At 48.0% G+C, this 16,809-nt stretch carries 15 protein-coding genes; 5 read left to right on the top strand and 10 right to left on the bottom strand.

The annotated features are described in order from the left end of the window. From tuf to DFR28_RS13015, 5 genes are all read right to left on the bottom strand, one after another. The coding region (gene tuf, locus DFR28_RS13035) for an elongation factor Tu (RefSeq protein ID WP_113954801.1) at window positions 1-1,162 on the bottom strand (1,162 nt) is incomplete at its 3' end. 79 nt (window positions 1,163-1,241) lie between these two features. Then, window positions 1,242-3,332 carry an elongation factor G gene (gene fusA / locus DFR28_RS13030; RefSeq protein WP_113954800.1) on the bottom strand — a complete coding sequence of 697 codons (2,091 nt, stop codon included), beginning with the start codon at window positions 3,330-3,332 and terminating at the stop codon, window positions 1,242-1,244. Between the two features lie 156 nt (window positions 3,333-3,488). Next, on the bottom strand, window positions 3,489-3,959 hold the full coding sequence (gene rpsG / locus DFR28_RS13025) for a 30S ribosomal protein S7 (protein WP_113954799.1): 471 nt from the start codon (window positions 3,957-3,959) through the stop codon (window positions 3,489-3,491). Window positions 3,960-4,063: 104 nt separating this feature from the next. After that, window positions 4,064-4,438: a 30S ribosomal protein S12 gene (gene rpsL, locus DFR28_RS13020; protein WP_113954798.1), complete on the bottom strand. Its 375-nt coding sequence runs from the start codon at window positions 4,436-4,438 to the stop codon at window positions 4,064-4,066. A gap of 497 nt (window positions 4,439-4,935) precedes the next feature. Next, window positions 4,936-5,550, bottom strand: coding sequence for a LysE family translocator (locus tag DFR28_RS13015; RefSeq protein WP_113954797.1), 615 nt, complete (start codon window positions 5,548-5,550; stop codon window positions 4,936-4,938). A gap of 128 nt (window positions 5,551-5,678) precedes the next feature. On the opposite strand from DFR28_RS13015, the gene DFR28_RS13010 reads away from it, so the two are divergent. Beyond that, the gene (locus tag DFR28_RS13010) at window positions 5,679-7,490 is read left to right on the top strand and encodes a S8 family peptidase (RefSeq protein ID WP_113954796.1); all 1,812 of its coding nucleotides are present in this window, start codon (window positions 5,679-5,681) and stop codon (window positions 7,488-7,490) included. Window positions 7,491-7,522: 32 nt separating this feature from the next. Here DFR28_RS13010 and DFR28_RS13005 read toward each other — a convergent pair whose 3' ends face one another. Next, window positions 7,523-8,593: a methyltransferase domain-containing protein gene (locus DFR28_RS13005; RefSeq protein ID WP_113954795.1), complete on the bottom strand. Its 1,071-nt coding sequence runs from the start codon at window positions 8,591-8,593 to the stop codon at window positions 7,523-7,525. A gap of 176 nt (window positions 8,594-8,769) precedes the next feature. On the opposite strand from DFR28_RS13005, the gene DFR28_RS13000 reads away from it, so the two are divergent. The 3 genes from DFR28_RS13000 (at window position 8,770) to DFR28_RS12990 (ending at window position 11,298) form a co-directional block, all read left to right on the top strand. After that, the gene (locus tag DFR28_RS13000; protein ID WP_113954794.1) at window positions 8,770-9,213 is read left to right on the top strand and encodes a DUF4399 domain-containing protein; all 444 of its coding nucleotides are present in this window, start codon (window positions 8,770-8,772) and stop codon (window positions 9,211-9,213) included. A gap of 10 nt (window positions 9,214-9,223) precedes the next feature. Further along, a complete protein-coding gene (locus tag DFR28_RS12995) occupies window positions 9,224-10,429 on the top strand; it encodes a metallophosphoesterase family protein (RefSeq protein WP_113954793.1) in 1,206 nt (401 codons plus the stop codon). An 89-nt stretch (window positions 10,430-10,518) separates the two neighbouring features. Continuing rightward, window positions 10,519-11,298 carry a JmjC domain-containing protein gene (locus DFR28_RS12990; RefSeq protein WP_113954792.1) on the top strand — a complete coding sequence of 260 codons (780 nt, stop codon included), beginning with the start codon at window positions 10,519-10,521 and terminating at the stop codon, window positions 11,296-11,298. Between the two features lie 21 nt (window positions 11,299-11,319). On the opposite strand, the gene DFR28_RS12985 is transcribed toward DFR28_RS12990, so the two are convergent. The 3 genes from DFR28_RS12985 to DFR28_RS12975 all read right to left on the bottom strand — a co-directional run bounded on the left by DFR28_RS12985 (window position 11,320) and on the right by DFR28_RS12975 (window position 14,169). Then, window positions 11,320-11,949 carry a TIGR02466 family protein gene (locus DFR28_RS12985; RefSeq protein WP_113954791.1) on the bottom strand — a complete coding sequence of 210 codons (630 nt, stop codon included), beginning with the start codon at window positions 11,947-11,949 and terminating at the stop codon, window positions 11,320-11,322. A gap of 68 nt (window positions 11,950-12,017) precedes the next feature. Then, window positions 12,018-13,250, bottom strand: coding sequence for a saccharopine dehydrogenase family protein (locus DFR28_RS12980; RefSeq protein WP_113954790.1), 1,233 nt, complete (start codon window positions 13,248-13,250; stop codon window positions 12,018-12,020). Further along, window positions 13,231-14,169, bottom strand: a complete 939-nt coding sequence (locus tag DFR28_RS12975; protein ID WP_113954789.1) for a haloalkane dehalogenase — start codon at window positions 14,167-14,169, stop codon at window positions 13,231-13,233. Before DFR28_RS12975 ends, DFR28_RS12980 begins: the two co-directional genes overlap by 20 nt. A gap of 255 nt (window positions 14,170-14,424) precedes the next feature. On the opposite strand from DFR28_RS12975, the gene DFR28_RS12970 reads away from it, so the two are divergent. Beyond that, the gene (locus DFR28_RS12970; RefSeq protein WP_113954788.1) at window positions 14,425-16,110 is read left to right on the top strand and encodes an AMP-binding protein; all 1,686 of its coding nucleotides are present in this window, start codon (window positions 14,425-14,427) and stop codon (window positions 16,108-16,110) included. A 55-nt stretch (window positions 16,111-16,165) separates the two neighbouring features. Here the strand turns inward: DFR28_RS12970 and DFR28_RS12965 are convergent, their stop codons facing one another. After that, a complete protein-coding gene (locus DFR28_RS12965; protein WP_113954787.1) occupies window positions 16,166-16,789 on the bottom strand; it encodes a hypothetical protein in 624 nt (207 codons plus the stop codon). Between the last annotated feature and the right edge of the window lie 20 nt (window positions 16,790-16,809).

The raw sequence follows: 16,809 nt of genomic DNA, 5'->3' as shown, positions 1-16,809 counted from the left end.
CACCCGCACCAACAGTACGGCCACCTTCACGAATCGCAAAACGAAGACCTTCTTCCATCGCGATTGGAGCAATCAACTCAACTTGCATCTTGATGTTGTCGCCTGGCATAACCATCTCAACACCATCTGGCAATTCACAAGCACCCGTTACGTCAGTTGTACGGAAGTAGAACTGTGGACGGTAGCCTTTGAAGAATGGAGTGTGACGTCCGCCTTCTTCTTTACTCAACACATAAACTTCAGCTTCGAACTTTGTGTGTGGGTTGATTGAACCTGGCTTTGCCAATACTTGACCACGCTCGATATCTTCACGCTTAGTTCCACGCAACAAGATACCTACGTTATCGCCAGCACGACCTTCGTCTAACAACTTACGGAACATCTCAACACCCGTAACCGTTGTCTTAGAAGTATCGCGAATACCAACGATTTCAATTTCTTCACCAACCTTGATGATGCCACGCTCAATACGACCCGTCGCAACCGTTCCACGACCTGAGATCGAGAACACATCTTCTACTGGCATAATGAAAGCACCGTCAATCGCGCGCTCTGGCTCAGGGATGTACTCATCCAATACTTTGCCTAGCTCGATGATTTTCTCAACGTACTGCGCTTCACCTTCCAACGCCTTCAATGCTGAACCGATCACGATTGGCGTGTCATCGCCTGGGAATTCGTATGAATCAAGAAGTTCACGAACTTCCATCTCAACCAATTCCAACAACTCTTCGTCGTCAACCATGTCTGCTTTGTTCAAGAACACAACAATGTACGGAACGCCAACTTGACGTGCCAACAAAATGTGCTCACGCGTTTGTGGCATTGGACCATCAGCGGCTGAACAAACAAGAATAGCGCCATCCATTTGGGCTGCACCAGTAATCATGTTCTTTACATAGTCCGCGTGACCTGGGCAGTCTACGTGAGCATAGTGACGGTTTTCCGTCTCGTACTCTACGTGCGCTGTCGAGATAGTGATGCCGCGCTCACGCTCTTCTGGAGCGTTGTCGATGTTTGCGAAATCGACCGCTGTACCACCGTATGCTTCTGACAAACACTTTGTGATCGCTGCCGTCAACGTGGTCTTGCCGTGGTCTACGTGACCAATCGTGCCGACGTTAACGTGCGGTTTGGTTCTTTCAAATTTTTCCTTAGACATAGCGTTTCACCTATCTTTTGGTTTCTTAAAATACTGCTTAACTAATTATTGCTAACTTATCCAACACCAATCTTAAAGATCAATATCGATTCACTATCATGTCGACGACATTTTGCGGCGCCTTCGCATACTTCTCAAACTGCATGGTATAAGAAGCTCGACCTTGCGTTGCACTACGAAGCGCTGTCGCATAACCAAACATCTCAGCCAAAGGAACTTCTGACTCAATCAACTTACCCGAAGGCGTGTCATCCATACCCAATATAACGCCGCGTCGAGAACTAATATCCCCACTAACGTTACCCATATACTCCTCTGGAGACACAATCTCCACAGCCATAATGGGCTCTAAAATATCAACACCTGCTTCGCGACAACCCTCTCGGAATGCCTGACCTGCAGCCGCCTTAAATGCGAACTCTGACGAGTCTACATCGTGAAAACTTCCGTCATACAAGGCAACGCGAACATCGACCAACGGATAACCGGCCAACACGCCACCTTCCATCGCATCTTCAACGCCCTTCTGAACTGAGGGGATAAACTCACGGGGCACTGCGCCACCTTTAATTTCATCCACAAACTCAAATCCAGCGCCGCGCTCTAGAGGCTCAATACGCAACATTACATGCGCATATTGACCGCGACCACCTGACTGTTTCGCATACTTTGTTTCATGCGTAACGGTTTTACTAATGGCTTCTCGGTAAGCCACTTGCGGCTTGCCCACATTACACTCGACACCAAATTCACGCTTCATACGATCTATAATGATATCCAAGTGCAACTCACCCATGCCAGAAATGATAATCTGACCGGACTCTTCATCTGTCCGCACATTAAAAGAAGGATCTTCTTGCGCTAATTTACCTAACGCAACACCCATCTTCTCTTGATCCACCTGCGTTCTCGGCTCTACTGCCTGAGAAATCACAGGATTTGGAAACTCCATGCGCTCCAATGTAACGACATTCTTAATATCGCATAACGTATCACCTGTAGTGACCGTTTTAAGCCCGACCGCTGCCGCAATATCGCCAGCGCGAACCTCTTTAATTTCTTCTCGATTGTTCGAATGCATTTGCAAAATTCGACCAATACGCTCTTTCTTATCTTTGACCGGGTTATACACCGCATCACCGGTTTTTAGCGAGCCTGAATACACTCGAAAAAACACCAACTGACCAACGAACGGATCCGTTGCAATCTTAAAAGCCAACGCCGCAAACGGCTCATCATCACTTGATGCACGAGTAACTTCATGCTCTTGATGATCGATACCAGTAATTGCTGGCACTTCTGTTGGCGATGGAAGGTATTCAACAATTCCATCCAACATGGCTTGAACGCCCTTATTCTTGAACGCACTACCACACATCACTGGAACAATTTCGTTTCCAATGGTTAGCGCTCTAAGCGCACCCTTTAACTGCTCATCTGACAGACCACCATCTTCTAAATAGACATCCATCAGCTCTTCAGAGCTTTCTGCAGCCGCTTCAAGCAACCGCTCATGATACTCATCAGCCAGATCTTGCATACTCGCTGGAATATCTTTTTCTTCAAACAATACACCCATGGAATCTTTATCCCAATAGATGGCCTTCATCTTTATCAAATCAACTACGCCTTCAAACTCTTCTTCCGCACCAATTGGCAACTGCAACACGACAGGATTCGCACCTAAACGAGTTTTAATTTGCTCAACAACACGCAAAAAATCAGCACCTGAACGATCCATTTTATTGACAAACGCCAATCGTGGAACATGATACTTATCAGCTTGACGCCAGACAGTCTCAGATTGCGGCTCAACACCGCCAACTGCGCAAAATACTGCAACCGCGCCATCGAGGACTCTCAACGAACGCTCAACTTCAATTGTAAAGTCAACGTGTCCGGGGGTATCGATGATATTAATACGATGCTCTTCAAATGAAGCATCCATACCGCGCCAAAAGGTTGTAGTTGCCGCCGAAGTAATGGTTATCCCACGTTCTTGCTCTTGCTCCATCCAATCCATCGTCGCCGCACCATCGTGCACTTCGCCGATCTTGTGACTTATACCCGTGTAAAACAAAATGCGCTCAGTCGTCGTGGTCTTACCCGCGTCAATATGAGCCATGATGCCGACATTTCGGTATCGATCTAGTGGAGTTAAACGTGCCATCTTTCTTTAGTAACTATCTCAGTAAAAAGCTATGTCTAATGACTAATTTCTATCTCAAATTTTAAAAGAACAACCCGAGACTCTATGTGCCTGCGGGGAACTCAAGACTGCAAACAAGCAATCTTGAGCATTTAAGCTCGCCGCAGCGAACTCAAATTAAAAACGGAAGTGACTAAACGCCTTATTCGCCTCAGCCATGCGATGCACGTCTTCAGTTTTACGCATTGCACCACCACGCTTCTCAAACGCATCAACCAACTCACCAGCTAAACGCTGAGTCATCGATTTCTCCGAACGGTTACGCGCATATTCAACAATCCAACGCATCGCCAAAGCAGTACGTCGTGAAGCTCTCACCTCAACAGGAACCTGATAAGTTGCACCACCAACACGACGACTCTTCACCTCAACCATTGGCTTAACATTTTCCAATGCTTGATCAAATATCTCCAACGGATCTTCAGAGCGACGCTCGGCAATTAAGTCCAACGCATCATAAATAATTTTTTCAGCTACCGACTTCTTGCCATCCTTCATCAAAATATTGACAAACTTGGCTAGCGTAACGTTCCCGAATTTAGGATCGGGCAGTATTTCGCGTTTCGGTACTTCTCTTCTTCTAGGCATAACGTGCTCTCTTTAGCAGTTTATTCTCAATCACTCGACAACCGAGCAATCAATACTTATGACAATAATGTTCGTTGTCGTGAGTTATTGGTGACGCTAACGAACTAAGACTTAGGACGCTTAGCACCATACTTAGAACGACCTTGACGTCGCGCTGCAACACCAGAGGTATCCAGAGCACCACGCACTGTGTGATAACGCACACCCGGCAAATCCTTAACACGACCACCGCGGATCAACACCACGCTATGCTCCTGTAGATTGTGACCTTCACCGCCAATATAGCTAGTGACCTCAAAGCCGTTAGTCAAACGAACACGCGCAACTTTACGCAGCGCTGAGTTAGGCTTCTTAGGAGTAGTTGTATAAACACGAGTACAAACACCACGCCGCTGAGGACACGCCATCAACGCAGGAACATTCGACTTTTGAACCTGCTTCTTACGCGGGTTCCGTACTAACTGATTAATAGTAGGCATAATCTAATTTTAGTTTTTCAAAAAATCGTTAAAAGCCAACAAGGATTTGACTCTCAGAGCGACAAAATGCCCACAATCTCAAACCACAAGACTGTGAGGTATTAAATTCGACACAAAGCCCTATCTAAAAACAACAGGACCATACGGCGGGAGCGCGATTCTATGGACTCAGACAAGCAAAGTCAAGGAGTAGCGGCGCCAAATGTGGCACAAACCCCATCAAAGTATCAAACTCAGTAAATTTTCTCGTATTCGCTCATCACCTCAACCAAAAAGGAGGACAAAGCGTCGGCCGTCTTACTAAAGAGGCTGTTAATTACAGGTCTCTAGCAGTAACGACGTTCAAGTGCGGCGAATTCTATGCTTTGCTCCAGCTTAATGCAAGGGAGTCAGCCAGAAAAATGTAGATTTTACAGGGTTTTATCACAAGCAACCGGTAGACCCGCCTGAGACCGAATGAAATCCTGTTCCTCCCCCGATATCCGCAAATAAAACGGTCAACCTAGGTGCGCTTGAAGAAGGTCGATTACGATCGGAATCACCGATCCAACCAACAATAATGCCATGGCGACATTAAAGTACTTTTGTCGCTGCGGATCACCCAACAATCGCTTTAAGGCAATCCCAAAGAAAAGCCACACTCCAGCGCTGGGAAATGTCATTAGCCAAAACAGTAACGCCATCGCCAAAATTTGCAGATTAACATTCGCTCCGACCGTGGTATACGCCGCTATGGCACTAGTGCCCATAATCCAAGCCTTTGGATTGACCCACTGAAACAACGCGGCCTGCGCAAATGACAACGGCGCCGCCCGATGTCGCTCAAGCTTAGTCGGCGCCGCCCTAGCAATCAGCCAAGCCAAATAGAATAGATACAGAACCCCAGCTATTTGAATCAAAGAATGCAGCAAGGCATATTTTTCAAATAGGTAGCCCAACCCGAACCCGACAGCCAGAAACATGGTCGGAAACCCGAAACATATCCCAAAAAAATGCGGCAAACTCGCACGCGTACCAAAATTAAGACCGGAAGACATAATCATGATGTTGTTTGGCCCTGGCGTAAAAGCCGCAGAGATTACAAACAACAGAAAAGCCGGAGGTAGTTCCACAAGGCAACAGGAGTAGTAAAAGAAAACAGAATAATAGCCGACTCACCTAGCTTCGTCGATTGAATATAATCTGCTTACTGATTATGGTAGAGCTCTAATCAAACGCCGAATATGTCGGAAAAATCATAATGAAGCAGACAACAATACTATCGCAACGCCTGAGTGGACCTGCAACTTGCAACAACCTACTAGCCAGCGGACTTTTAGCCCTGCTGCTAATCAGCGGCGCAAGCCAAGCCAACCCCTTAGACGGCGCCACTCCCCCCAGCCCGGAAAAGATCAGACAGGCTATTAATGCGGCCAAAGACGCCGCCAAAACAAAAGGGAGCCATAAGCACCAGACATCCAGCAAGCTCGACTCGGCATTAAATAATTTTATCGGCGGAACAGATCGGTCGCTCCAAAAGGGAACTGGATCGCCCATCCTGAAGACCAAGGGCAGTAACTTAGTACAAGTCTACATCACCACCAAAAACACCTCAGAATCGACACTTCAAGCGCTCCAAGACCTCGGCATTGAGATCGAGTTAGTGGTGCCATCGCTGAACAAGATTCAAGCCTGGACCTCGGCTGACGGGCTTCAAGAGTTAGTCAAACTTAATGTAGTGAGCTCGGTATCCCGCCCTCACTACGCTACCACTAGGGCCGGCAGCAAGACCACTCAAGGCGACGCAATATTGCGTGCAAATGAACTTCGAAAGCTCGGCATCACCGGTAAAGGGATCAAAGTCGGAATCGTCTCAGACGGCGCCAATAACTGGCAAACCGCTCGCAACACCGGCGATTTACCGCAAAACGTAACGGTTTATGGGAGCTGCTCTACGCGATCAGCCGACGTGTCAACCTGCAGCCCAGAATTGACCTGCAACGAAGGCACCGCAATGGCGGAAATCATCCATGACATTGCCCCAAAAGCCGAACTAGCGGTTGCCGCCGTTGGCACTTCACTAGAATTCATCAGTCAGATAAACAATCTAGCAAACACATTCAAAGCTAATATTATCGTCGATGACCTAGGCTTTTTTGCAGAACCTTATTTTGCCGACGGCGACATTGCACAAGCGGTTGCTGCGCTGCCAGCAGATATTCTCTATGTTTCGTCAGCCGGCAATAGTGCAGCTTCACACTACGAACGTAACTATCGAAAATACCCTGCCGACACAACAATCCATGATTTTGGTGCGCAAGAAGGTGCTGGCGCAGATGAAACCCTCGGCTTTATTACAGCACCTAATCGCGGCACAGTAGCATTGTTGCAATGGGACGAAAGCTACAACAATCCAAGCAGTGATTACGACTTATATATTTTCGATATCAACGGCGAAATTACGCAGTCTAGCGCGTTCGGCAACGGCCCTGCCTTAGAAGCGGTTTGCGTACCAAACACCGGCTCAAGCGACCAAGTACACTTTGCTGTGGTGGATAAATATTCAGGTTCAACACGTCGCCTTGAGATGTTTTTCTTAGGCGCCAGCGCAATCGAATATGAAATTCCTAGCGGCAGCATATTTGGACATCCTGGGGTAGCACGCGCCGTGGCTGTTGGCACAATTAACGCAGGCAGCAACACTAGCGCATTCTATAGCTCGCGAGGACCCGCACAACGCAACCGGGCCAAACCCGACCTCACCGGAGTCGACGGCGTTTCGGTGACAGGTGCCGGCGGGTTTCCATCTACCTTTTTTGGCACATCGGCGGCAGCGCCACATGTCGCTGGCGTGGCCGCACTACTAATGAGTGCCAGCAAAAAAAATACGAGCGATGCAGTTCGCCAGGCCATGTTTAACACCGCGACAGATTTAGGCAGTAGTGGGCGCGATTCAATCTACGGCTATGGTCGAGTGAATGCCGAAGCAGCGATAACGCAACTTGACATCAACTTGGGCAATGCATCATTGGGTAGCCTGTTACTACTGTTACTCAACGAAGAGAATTTATAAATCGATATAGCCTGCTGCTCAGACTCTAGCGCTTAGCAGCAGGCGCTATCACTCCTGACGACAGACTCAGAATCGCCCTGACTAAAAGGCATCACGCTGCCACAGCCTTCAAAAATGCCGTAATGGGTTTGCCAATCACCAAAGAATTCAAAATGTTCGGCGAATCGCGTATCTGCCAACATTCGATAGGTATTACCACACACGGGAAACATCTTCTCGGTTTCAATGACATGGTGCTCATCGAGTACAAATTGATCTCGGTGATGATCCACCGTACCCTTATAACGCACAGCCTGACCATAATCCTCACACGCCGGCTCTAGATCATCGAGCTTAAAAAGTCGGTAAGTGGCAGAATAAAAACGGCGATCCCCTATTTTCTGTTGAAGCGCTGGATTCTCAATTGCCAGCGGCCGACTTTTAACTAGGCGTGGGTCTTTAAACCCACAACTCTTAGCTAGGTTAATGAAGTCATTCCAATATAACGCACCTGAAATGCACTCACCATAGAGCTCTTCATCATCAATAAGGTGTTGTGGCGTGCGTCGTTCAGCATACACATCCGAAAAATAGACTTCACCACCAGGCTTAAGTAATTCATAACACTGACGCAATACCGACGCCTTGTCGGGCGACAGATTTATGACGCAATTGGACACTATAATGTCGAACGAGCTTGGGGCTAAATCCAATTCATTTAAGCGTTCAATATAGCCTTTATGGAACGTCACATTGGGTCGCTCAAAACCAAACACGTCAGCATGAAAATCACGATACCGATTTGCAACATCTAATTGCTCCTCGGTCATATCAACCCCCACCACTTCGCCCGACTCTCCGACCAGCGCAGACAAAGCGTAAACATCACGGCCAGCCCCAGAGCCTAGATCCAATATGCGCGTGCCGGCCAGCTGTTCTGGCAACACCAAACCACAGCCGTAATAGCGCATCAATACTTCATCGTGCACCTTAGACAAAATAGGCTTCAAATAGTTCGGCAAACCTTCATCAGTGCAACATGCATCAGTTTTCAGATCACTGCTTGTCTGCAACACCTTGCCGTAATAATCTTGTACTTGACTGTAGGTTAGTTTCTCATTCATCGCTTTTTATGTAGAAAATTAGTCGATCTATTCCAAAGTGTACCGTCTTAAGTTGTTGGCAAACAGCATGTTGTGCTAATTTTTTAGCCCCAAACAAGCAACCTTAACGCGCTATTACTGCACATAGTTTATAGTGTGCGCCTACGTTTTTAGCATTTAACTTTAAGAGCAATTCGATGAAAAAAATTATAATTATCGCCGCCAGTTTAGCCGGTTACTTTTTGATGCAGCCAGCCTCTGCCACCAAACCAACGGCTCCCTTGGTTAGTGAAGCCGCCCCAGGTGCTGAGGTATTCTTCCTTGAACCGAGCGATGGCGCCGTTGTGAGCTCTCCGGTGACGGTCAAATTCGGCATCAATAATATGACCGTAGCCAAAGCCGGTGAAAATATCGAAAATAGCGGGCATCATCACTTGTTGATCAATGTAGATGAATTACCCCCCTTAGATGCACCACTACCTGCGACTGAGCAAATCATTCATTTTGGCGGTGCACAAACGGAAACCACTCTCGAACTGGAGCCAGGTGTGTACACCTTACAACTATTGCTAGGCAACTACTTGCATATACCGCATAGCGAGCCGGTTCTGTCGAAAAAAATCAGTATCACAGTAAAATAGAAAAGCTCTAATGACGACTCGTCGTAACTTTCTTGTGTCGGGCGCCGTGCTGGCAACGGGTCTAGGGTATTGTTATCAACGCGGATTACGATACCCTCGACTGTCATTCGAACCGCGAGCACTGTCGAGCAACCTAAACCAACCCGAAGCGGCGATCACGCTCGCTGATGCAATTAGCTTACCCGACCTCGACAGACTCGCATTTAGGGCCATTGCTCCGTCACCAAAAATAACGCTAGAACTCAACACCTCATCGCTACACTTTTCGCTCAACAATGTAGTAAAGACCGCAACACTGAACATACAAACAAGCGGCAACAGCACCGTAGAGGAAGAGGTGCAAGGTATAACTCGAATACTGTCAATCAACGGGCAGGCCGGACAAACAATCGACCTGCAATGGCACGCCAATCTCGATGATGGACTAGACTTTGCGATAATCGGTGATACCGGTGGCGGGCAAGAACTTGATTGGTGCCTACAGCGAGCAAGCGAAATCGATGCGCAGTTCTTATTGCACTTGGGCGACTTCAACTACACTGACGGCGAATACACACGCGCAATCGAGCAATTTCACCAAGCCCCACTCCCCTGTTATGTCACCATCGGCAACCATGATTTTAATGACAGCGGCTTGGTGTACTCGCACTTCCTACGCAATATCGGCCCACTCAACAATTACTTTGAACTGGCTGGTACTCGCTTTATCAATATTGACACTGCCGCCGATTTTTTCCCTGCGCAAGCAGGGTTAAGGGGAAACATGCTGCGATCCTTAAGTCGCACATCCTGGCACGGCGATAATTCACTACTGTTCACACACAGCCCTCTCAGAGACCCCAGACCAATGGATGATCATGAAGTCGGCGGTATCAACGAAGTGGCTTGGCTATCAGACATGGCAACCAAAATAGACGCGGAAAACCTATTATGTGGTCACGTGCACCACAGTGCAGAGTTAGACATCAATGGCCTCCACCAATGGACGATCGGAGAAGGCTTAGGCCATGAGGACCTTATTCACCAGCAACAAGTTGCATCAATGCTAATGGGGCGTGTTGAACCTGGCCGTCCAGTAGATTATCGTTGGATCGATCTCGCCATGCCTTGGCGCTTTCATACCAGCCCGACACATGCCGCCAAACTCACACGAGACAAACGTACACCACAGCTAGAATGGTATAAGTCGATACTATCTTCCACTCAACCAATATAGTCGCATGGGAAAGCTCAAATTATTTTGCCATAGGGTTTGAGCGCGGTTTTCGATATGATCAAGCAACTCCTTATATCCAATACAAGAATATGCTTCGACTGAACGCAGCACTGAGCCCTCTCACACCAGACGACTTGGTAACACACTACCGAGAAGGCAAGTGCCTAGTACTTGAGGGCGCTGCCGACAAATTTGCTGAGCTGATAAGTCCGCTAGACATCGAGCGACGCCTTAACGATGGCTGCAATGCCAGTGTGTTTCCACAAACAATTAAAGACGGTACTCGACGCGCCAGCGTTGATGCAAATTGCACTTGGTCTCCCGCTAGCTTAAAAAAGTCAGATTTCATATTAGAGCTTGAAGCTGGACACAGCTTTATGCTGGCAAATGCCTCGCAAGTTACTCAGGCATTGAGCCAGTTGTGCGACGAACTTGAATTACTGTTTGAAGAAGACCAGGTTCATGCCGATGTCCATCTATATGTCTCAACGGACGAGCGAGGAAACTCTTACGATGCGCATCGCGACCTTCCGCAACACAAATTATTGCTGCAAGTTTGCGGCACAGCGAATTGGGAGATTTATGAACCTAAACAAGAACTCCCCGCCAATGTCATCGCAATTCCGGCTGACCAACACGACGACACGCTTACGCTGGTATCGTCCTTTGCATTAAAACAAGGGCATCTTTTATATATGCCTCCAGGTGTCTTCCATCGAGTCAAAAGTGTTGAAGGCGCTCGGATCTCTGTAAGCATTCCGTTTTATTCAATGCCTGACGCGAATAAGATGGATCGCCGCCATATTCCGTTTGCAAGCTTCTTTGAAAACGCTGAGCGCGCTACCAAAGCTGCCCCTTCCAAGGGGTAATCAATTACCGGCAAAGTAAACTTAACCGTCTGACTGAGTATAGTTAAAGCTGATACTGATTCGATCGCTCGCTCGGCCACTTAACCGACATAGATTGGCCTCGACCTCATGCCGCAACCATGACGGAAACAGAATAACCCGCCCAGCTACCGCCTGGTGAAACACTTCAGGCCATTGCTCAAACCCTGCACTCGCATCAAGGTCCGTCGCAACACTCATGGTGTGCGCTTGCGGTCGTGGGTCTTGGAAGATTATACGTCCACAGTCCGGAGGCGACTGCACATAATACACGCCACTCCAAAGCGAGCCTGGATGTGTATGGCTTCGATTGTAACCGCCTTGAGGGCTCATGTTTGCCCACATGTTTTGACACCGCGGAGGGCGCTTTGGATCAAACCGTTGATCATCGAAAACCATGCCAACAAACGTATCTATCTGATTTTTAAACAGCGCGAATTCCGGCAACACATCCATCGTGGTCGGGCTATGCCATGCCCCAACACGTTTTACATTGGAGCGCTCAATACCTGCTTGCTCTCGATCACGCCAACTATAGATCCTAACCTTAAGAAATTCGTTAAGAGCGTCCGAATTAGCCAAGTCAAAAAAGTAGATTGGGGTTGGAAAAAACAGTTCTTTATTTAAGTCCATACTCTAATCAAGTTAGCTTATCTGCAACAACTGCACGACAAGCAGCACAGTAAATTTAACGATCCTATTTAGTCATCAATCGTAAACGTCAAGCCACCCTTGGTCTGCAAGCGTGACAATAATTTGTCGCCCATCGCACTTGATGGGGTCCAGAACCCGCCCAGTGTATCCAATGCATCGAGCGCCAAGCATACGCCAGACTCCGCCAACATTTTCGATGTTGATCCATAACCAGGGTCCCCATCACCTCTTAAGCTAGCTTGCAGAGGCTCACCGCCGCGTGTTTCACCATTGAATTGAATGTAATAGAAACCAGGTTTATCTGGGTCAACCTTCGGGCCGTCGCCTTGCGCTGGCAACATCAAGCCCAAGAATTTTCGACCCAACGCCGTTACGCTGGTAACCGCCATTGATTTAATTCCAACCGAGATACCCTTCGCAGCCAAATATCCAGCGACGCCAGAGTTGGTCGCCATCGCTTCTGAATATCTGAAATCTCTACCGTAGCGGAAATCCATTAATGAATTGGAACGTCGCACGATACGGGTATTGATGCCCGCCATCAAAAATGGGGCGGTCCACATTTTGACATCACGACTGTATTTTACGCCGCCTTGGTCACGCTTATCACCACCCTTAAAGCTTGGGTCGGGGTTGAGTGCATAAGGATTTCCCAACAGTTTTCGAACCCCCTTATCCTTGACCGCAAGCTTAACGATATTCATCATGCTCGCTATCGTTCCACCGCTAATTCCACCTTTAGCTTTTACCAACGTGTATCGAACAGATTTCAAATACTCATTGAAACGTAACTGAGCTTCTCGCTGAATGAAATAGGTGCCCATATCCGACGGTATCGAGTCAAACCCGCAGCTGTGTACGATACGCGCACCACTACCGACAGCAACATCTTGATATGTGTCGATCATATCGCGCATCCATGGCACCTCACCGGTAAGGTCTACATAATGTGTCCCTAGCTCGGCACACGCCTTTACCAGCAATGATCCATGTTGAGCATACGGACCAACGGCACTGATAATCACCGACGTGTTTGCAGCTAAGGCGCGCAGCGACGGCTCATCATCATTGTCAGCATGGATGCCGACTACTGAGGATTTATGATCGCCAATAAAGCCCCGAACATCGTTCAATTTAGTCGCGTTGCGGCCTGCAATAGCCCACCGTAACGACGTTCCTTGATACTGCTCAAATAGGTACTTTGCAACCCATTTCCCAGTGAAACCGGTCGCCCCAAGAACTACCACATCAAATTGTTTGTTAGCCTTCTTGTGCGCCATGATCAACTCCTAATTGATTATCTGCAACAAATTTCACAATCACACCGGCAAGCTCCTCACCTTTGTCTTCTTGCAGAAAATGTCCGCCATCTATAATCGTAACATGTTGTTGTTTTGCCGCCCCCGGCACCATGTTTTGAAACGCCTTATCACCTCCAGCTGACACCGGATCCTTATCGCTAAAAGCAGTCAGAAAGGGTTTAGTCCACGCCGACAAGATTTTCCACGCATCACGATTGGCTAGCGAGGCTGGGTTATCGGGAGTAGTCGGCACTAACAATGGAAATTGCCGCGCGCCGGCCTTGTAAGTCTCATCGGGAAAAGGCGCATCGTACGCCGCAATCACCGCTGGTGATAGTTTTGTCACCGTCGCTCCGTCAATAATACTCCCTACGGGAAACTCCGGCACAGATTGCGAAAAGGATTGCCAATTCAAGAATGCCTCGCTCGGCGCAGTGTCACCGGTCGGCAAGAAAGTATTTGCTGCAACTACCCCGCTGAACCTATCAGGGTTAGCGGTGACTAAGCGCAAGCCAATTAGGCCGCCCCAGTCCTGGCAAAAAAGCACCACCTCATTTAGGTCTAAAGCCTCTAACCATGATTGCATCCAATCGACATGCGATTGGCAAGTGTAGTCTGCTCGCTCGGTGGGTTTATCCGATCTTCCAAAGCCGACCAAATCGGGAGCGATTACGCGAAACCCTGCCGCCACCAAACCTGGGATCATTGTCCGATATAGGTAGCTCCATGAAGGTTCGCCATGCATCAGTAGAACCGGCATTCCGTGCGGATCGCCTTCGTCTAAATAGTGTATTCGAAGCTCTCCGCCGGCGCCGTCATCAACAACAAGATAGTTTGGCTCGAAAGCGTACCCCGGTAAATTATCAAACCGGTCATCCGGTGTTCTAAGGACTTTCATAGTTTCTCCTAATCAATATTGCACAAGTCTAGCAGACAGCCGATCTATGGATTTGACTTTGAATTCATAAATAGACAAGGCATCTAGTTACTCGTAACCGGCAGGGTCGCCCCGACCTCGCCCGCGAAAACCATAATATCTCTTATTTATGTTTAAAATTGATCGTGTACTGATACTTTTTTCTGGATAGCTTGTTCAGTAAACGGTACTCTTTAGGCAAGGTAGTTAAATCAAAATAGCGGTCGAGGCGCACAAATGCCAACGACTGCACCGAGGAGAATCGCCATTAACATCACAGACATGAAGATCACGCCAATCGAGGCGTTCGCAAAGCAAGTTGAAGAACATCCAGACCAAGTCTATTTACGGCAGCCCATCAAGGGAAAATATCACGAAAAAACTTGGTCTGAGGCATACGACAATAGTTTACGCTTAGCACAAGGCCTGCTGAACAATGGACTGAGTCGTGGTGATCGTGTCGCAATTCTGGCTGGTAACAGCGCTGAGTGGTTTATTTCCGACTTCGCATTGGTCGCTGCCGGTTTAATACCTACGCCAATATACGCCACGGCTGGCGAAGAAATCATTCGGTATGTTGTTGAACATAGCGAAGCCAAGGCGATTATTATAGGCGGTGTCGGCAAGCCCGACATGGCGTTAGCATCAGTCCCCAAAGGCGTGATGACCATCAGCATGTCAAACGGACCTGCTGGCACGGACCACACTCTGGCGCAATTGATACAAGACAATCAGCCGCTAGCAGATATTTATAAACCCAGTTTAGAGGACACCTGGTCTATCGTATACACCTCGGGCTCAACGGGTAAGCCTAAAGGCGTTGTATTGACGTATCAGAATGTTAGCTACACAGCAACTATCAGTGTGTCGATGTTTGACAAGGGCGTGGCAGAACGTTACCTCTCATACCTTCCATTAGCGCACGTTACTGAGCGGGCGCTAGTGCAGTACAACAGTTTGTACTCAGGTGGCACTGTGTCGTTCAACGAGTCTTTAGAGACCTTTATTCAAGACCTTCGTGGTGCCGGCGTGACTTCCTTTATTTCGGTTCCAAGGCTTTGGGTTAAGTTTCAATCACAGGTGTTGGCAAACGTACCTCAAAAGAAGCTCAACTTACTGCTTAAATTACCCATTCTCGGTAATATCGTTAAAAAGAAAATTCGCACTCAGCTCGGCTTAGATAACTGCTTGTCTTTCGGCAGTGGCTCAGCGCCGATCTCGCCATCTATTTTGAAGTGGTATAACCGCTTAGATATGCCCATTGCCGAAGGCTGGGGCATGTCAGAAACAATCGGTCTGGCCACCACTAACTTTCCGTTCCGACTCGATAAACTCGGCACCATCGGTAAGGCTGTTGATGGCTTTGAGGTCAAAGCATCAGAACAAGGCGAGATCTTGATTCGCGGCGCAGGCGTCTTCAAAGAGTATTACAAAAACCCAGAAACTACGGCCGAAGCATTTACCGAAGACGGGTTCTTACGCACCGGCGACAAAGCCGAGATTGATTCTGAGGGCTACCTTACCATCACCGGTCGGGTAAAAGATTTATTCAAATCCGGCAAAGGCAAGTATGTTGCACCGGTCCCGATCGAAGCAAAACTGGCTGATAACCAATTAATCGAACAGCTTTGCGTAATGGGTAGCGGTTTGCCAACAGCAATGGCCGTAGTGGTTCTGTCAGACGAAGTTGCGAAAGGCATGTCTAAACAAGAGATCGCTGAGAGTTTGGCTGAAACACTTAAAGACGTGAACAGCCGAATCGAAAAACATGAAGTTGTCGGCGGTATACGTATCGTTAAAGATCAGTGGACCATCGAGAATGGTCTACTTACCCCAACCCTCAAAGTTAAACGCGCTGAACTAGAAGCTAAGTACATGGACTTTTGCGCGCAGCCCCACACTGAAACGATAGTCTGGGAGTAAATGTTCTAGCGCGGTAATTACTCTAACGTTTAGGACACGGTGACAATCGACGGCATCAAAACGTGCCGTTATTAACCAATGTCACCGGTAATATTTGAGGCGCCTTACGGCTAACGGGCGCCTCTAGTGAACGAAACGACTGCGAGTAAGAAAGCTCTATTGGATTCTCGATTTTGTAGCGCCGCTTTAACAACCCGACTAGCTCCACAGCGCGCCGTTTAGTCAAACTCGCACGTCCGCTGTTATGCGCTTCACCGGTCTCGTGCACTAGAATCTCCAACGACACAGACGCTCCTAAATACTTTATAGCGTTGGCCATCACTTCCAAAACTCGATTTCCATCAGCAGTCATTGTTGCTGAATTATGCGCAAATGAAACATTAAAGTTAATAGCTGCACCAGGCCCAGAATCTAACGCTTTAAACGCTTGAAACTCACTGTTAGTCAACAGCGAAACGCTGCCATCATCTTCATAAACGACGTCACCGAGGTCAGTTTTTCGAGACACTATTAAGTCCTCGAGCACTTGCACCTTGGGCTGTCCGCCCGAAGCCGCAACAACGTAACGATTAACCATTTGGCCTTCTGCTGACGAAGTTATGGGCGCGACTAATAATGTGGATATTAGCCATGCAGACCACGTGATAGTGGTTCGCACCGGTAAATTGGTAGGGTTCATACAAACTGAATGGAGTAGGG

Source organism: Arenicella xantha, assembly GCF_003315245.1.
GTDB classification, from domain to species: Bacteria; Pseudomonadota; Gammaproteobacteria; order Arenicellales; family Arenicellaceae; genus Arenicella; species Arenicella xantha.
This window is presented reverse-complemented; position numbering and strand designations above follow the sequence as displayed.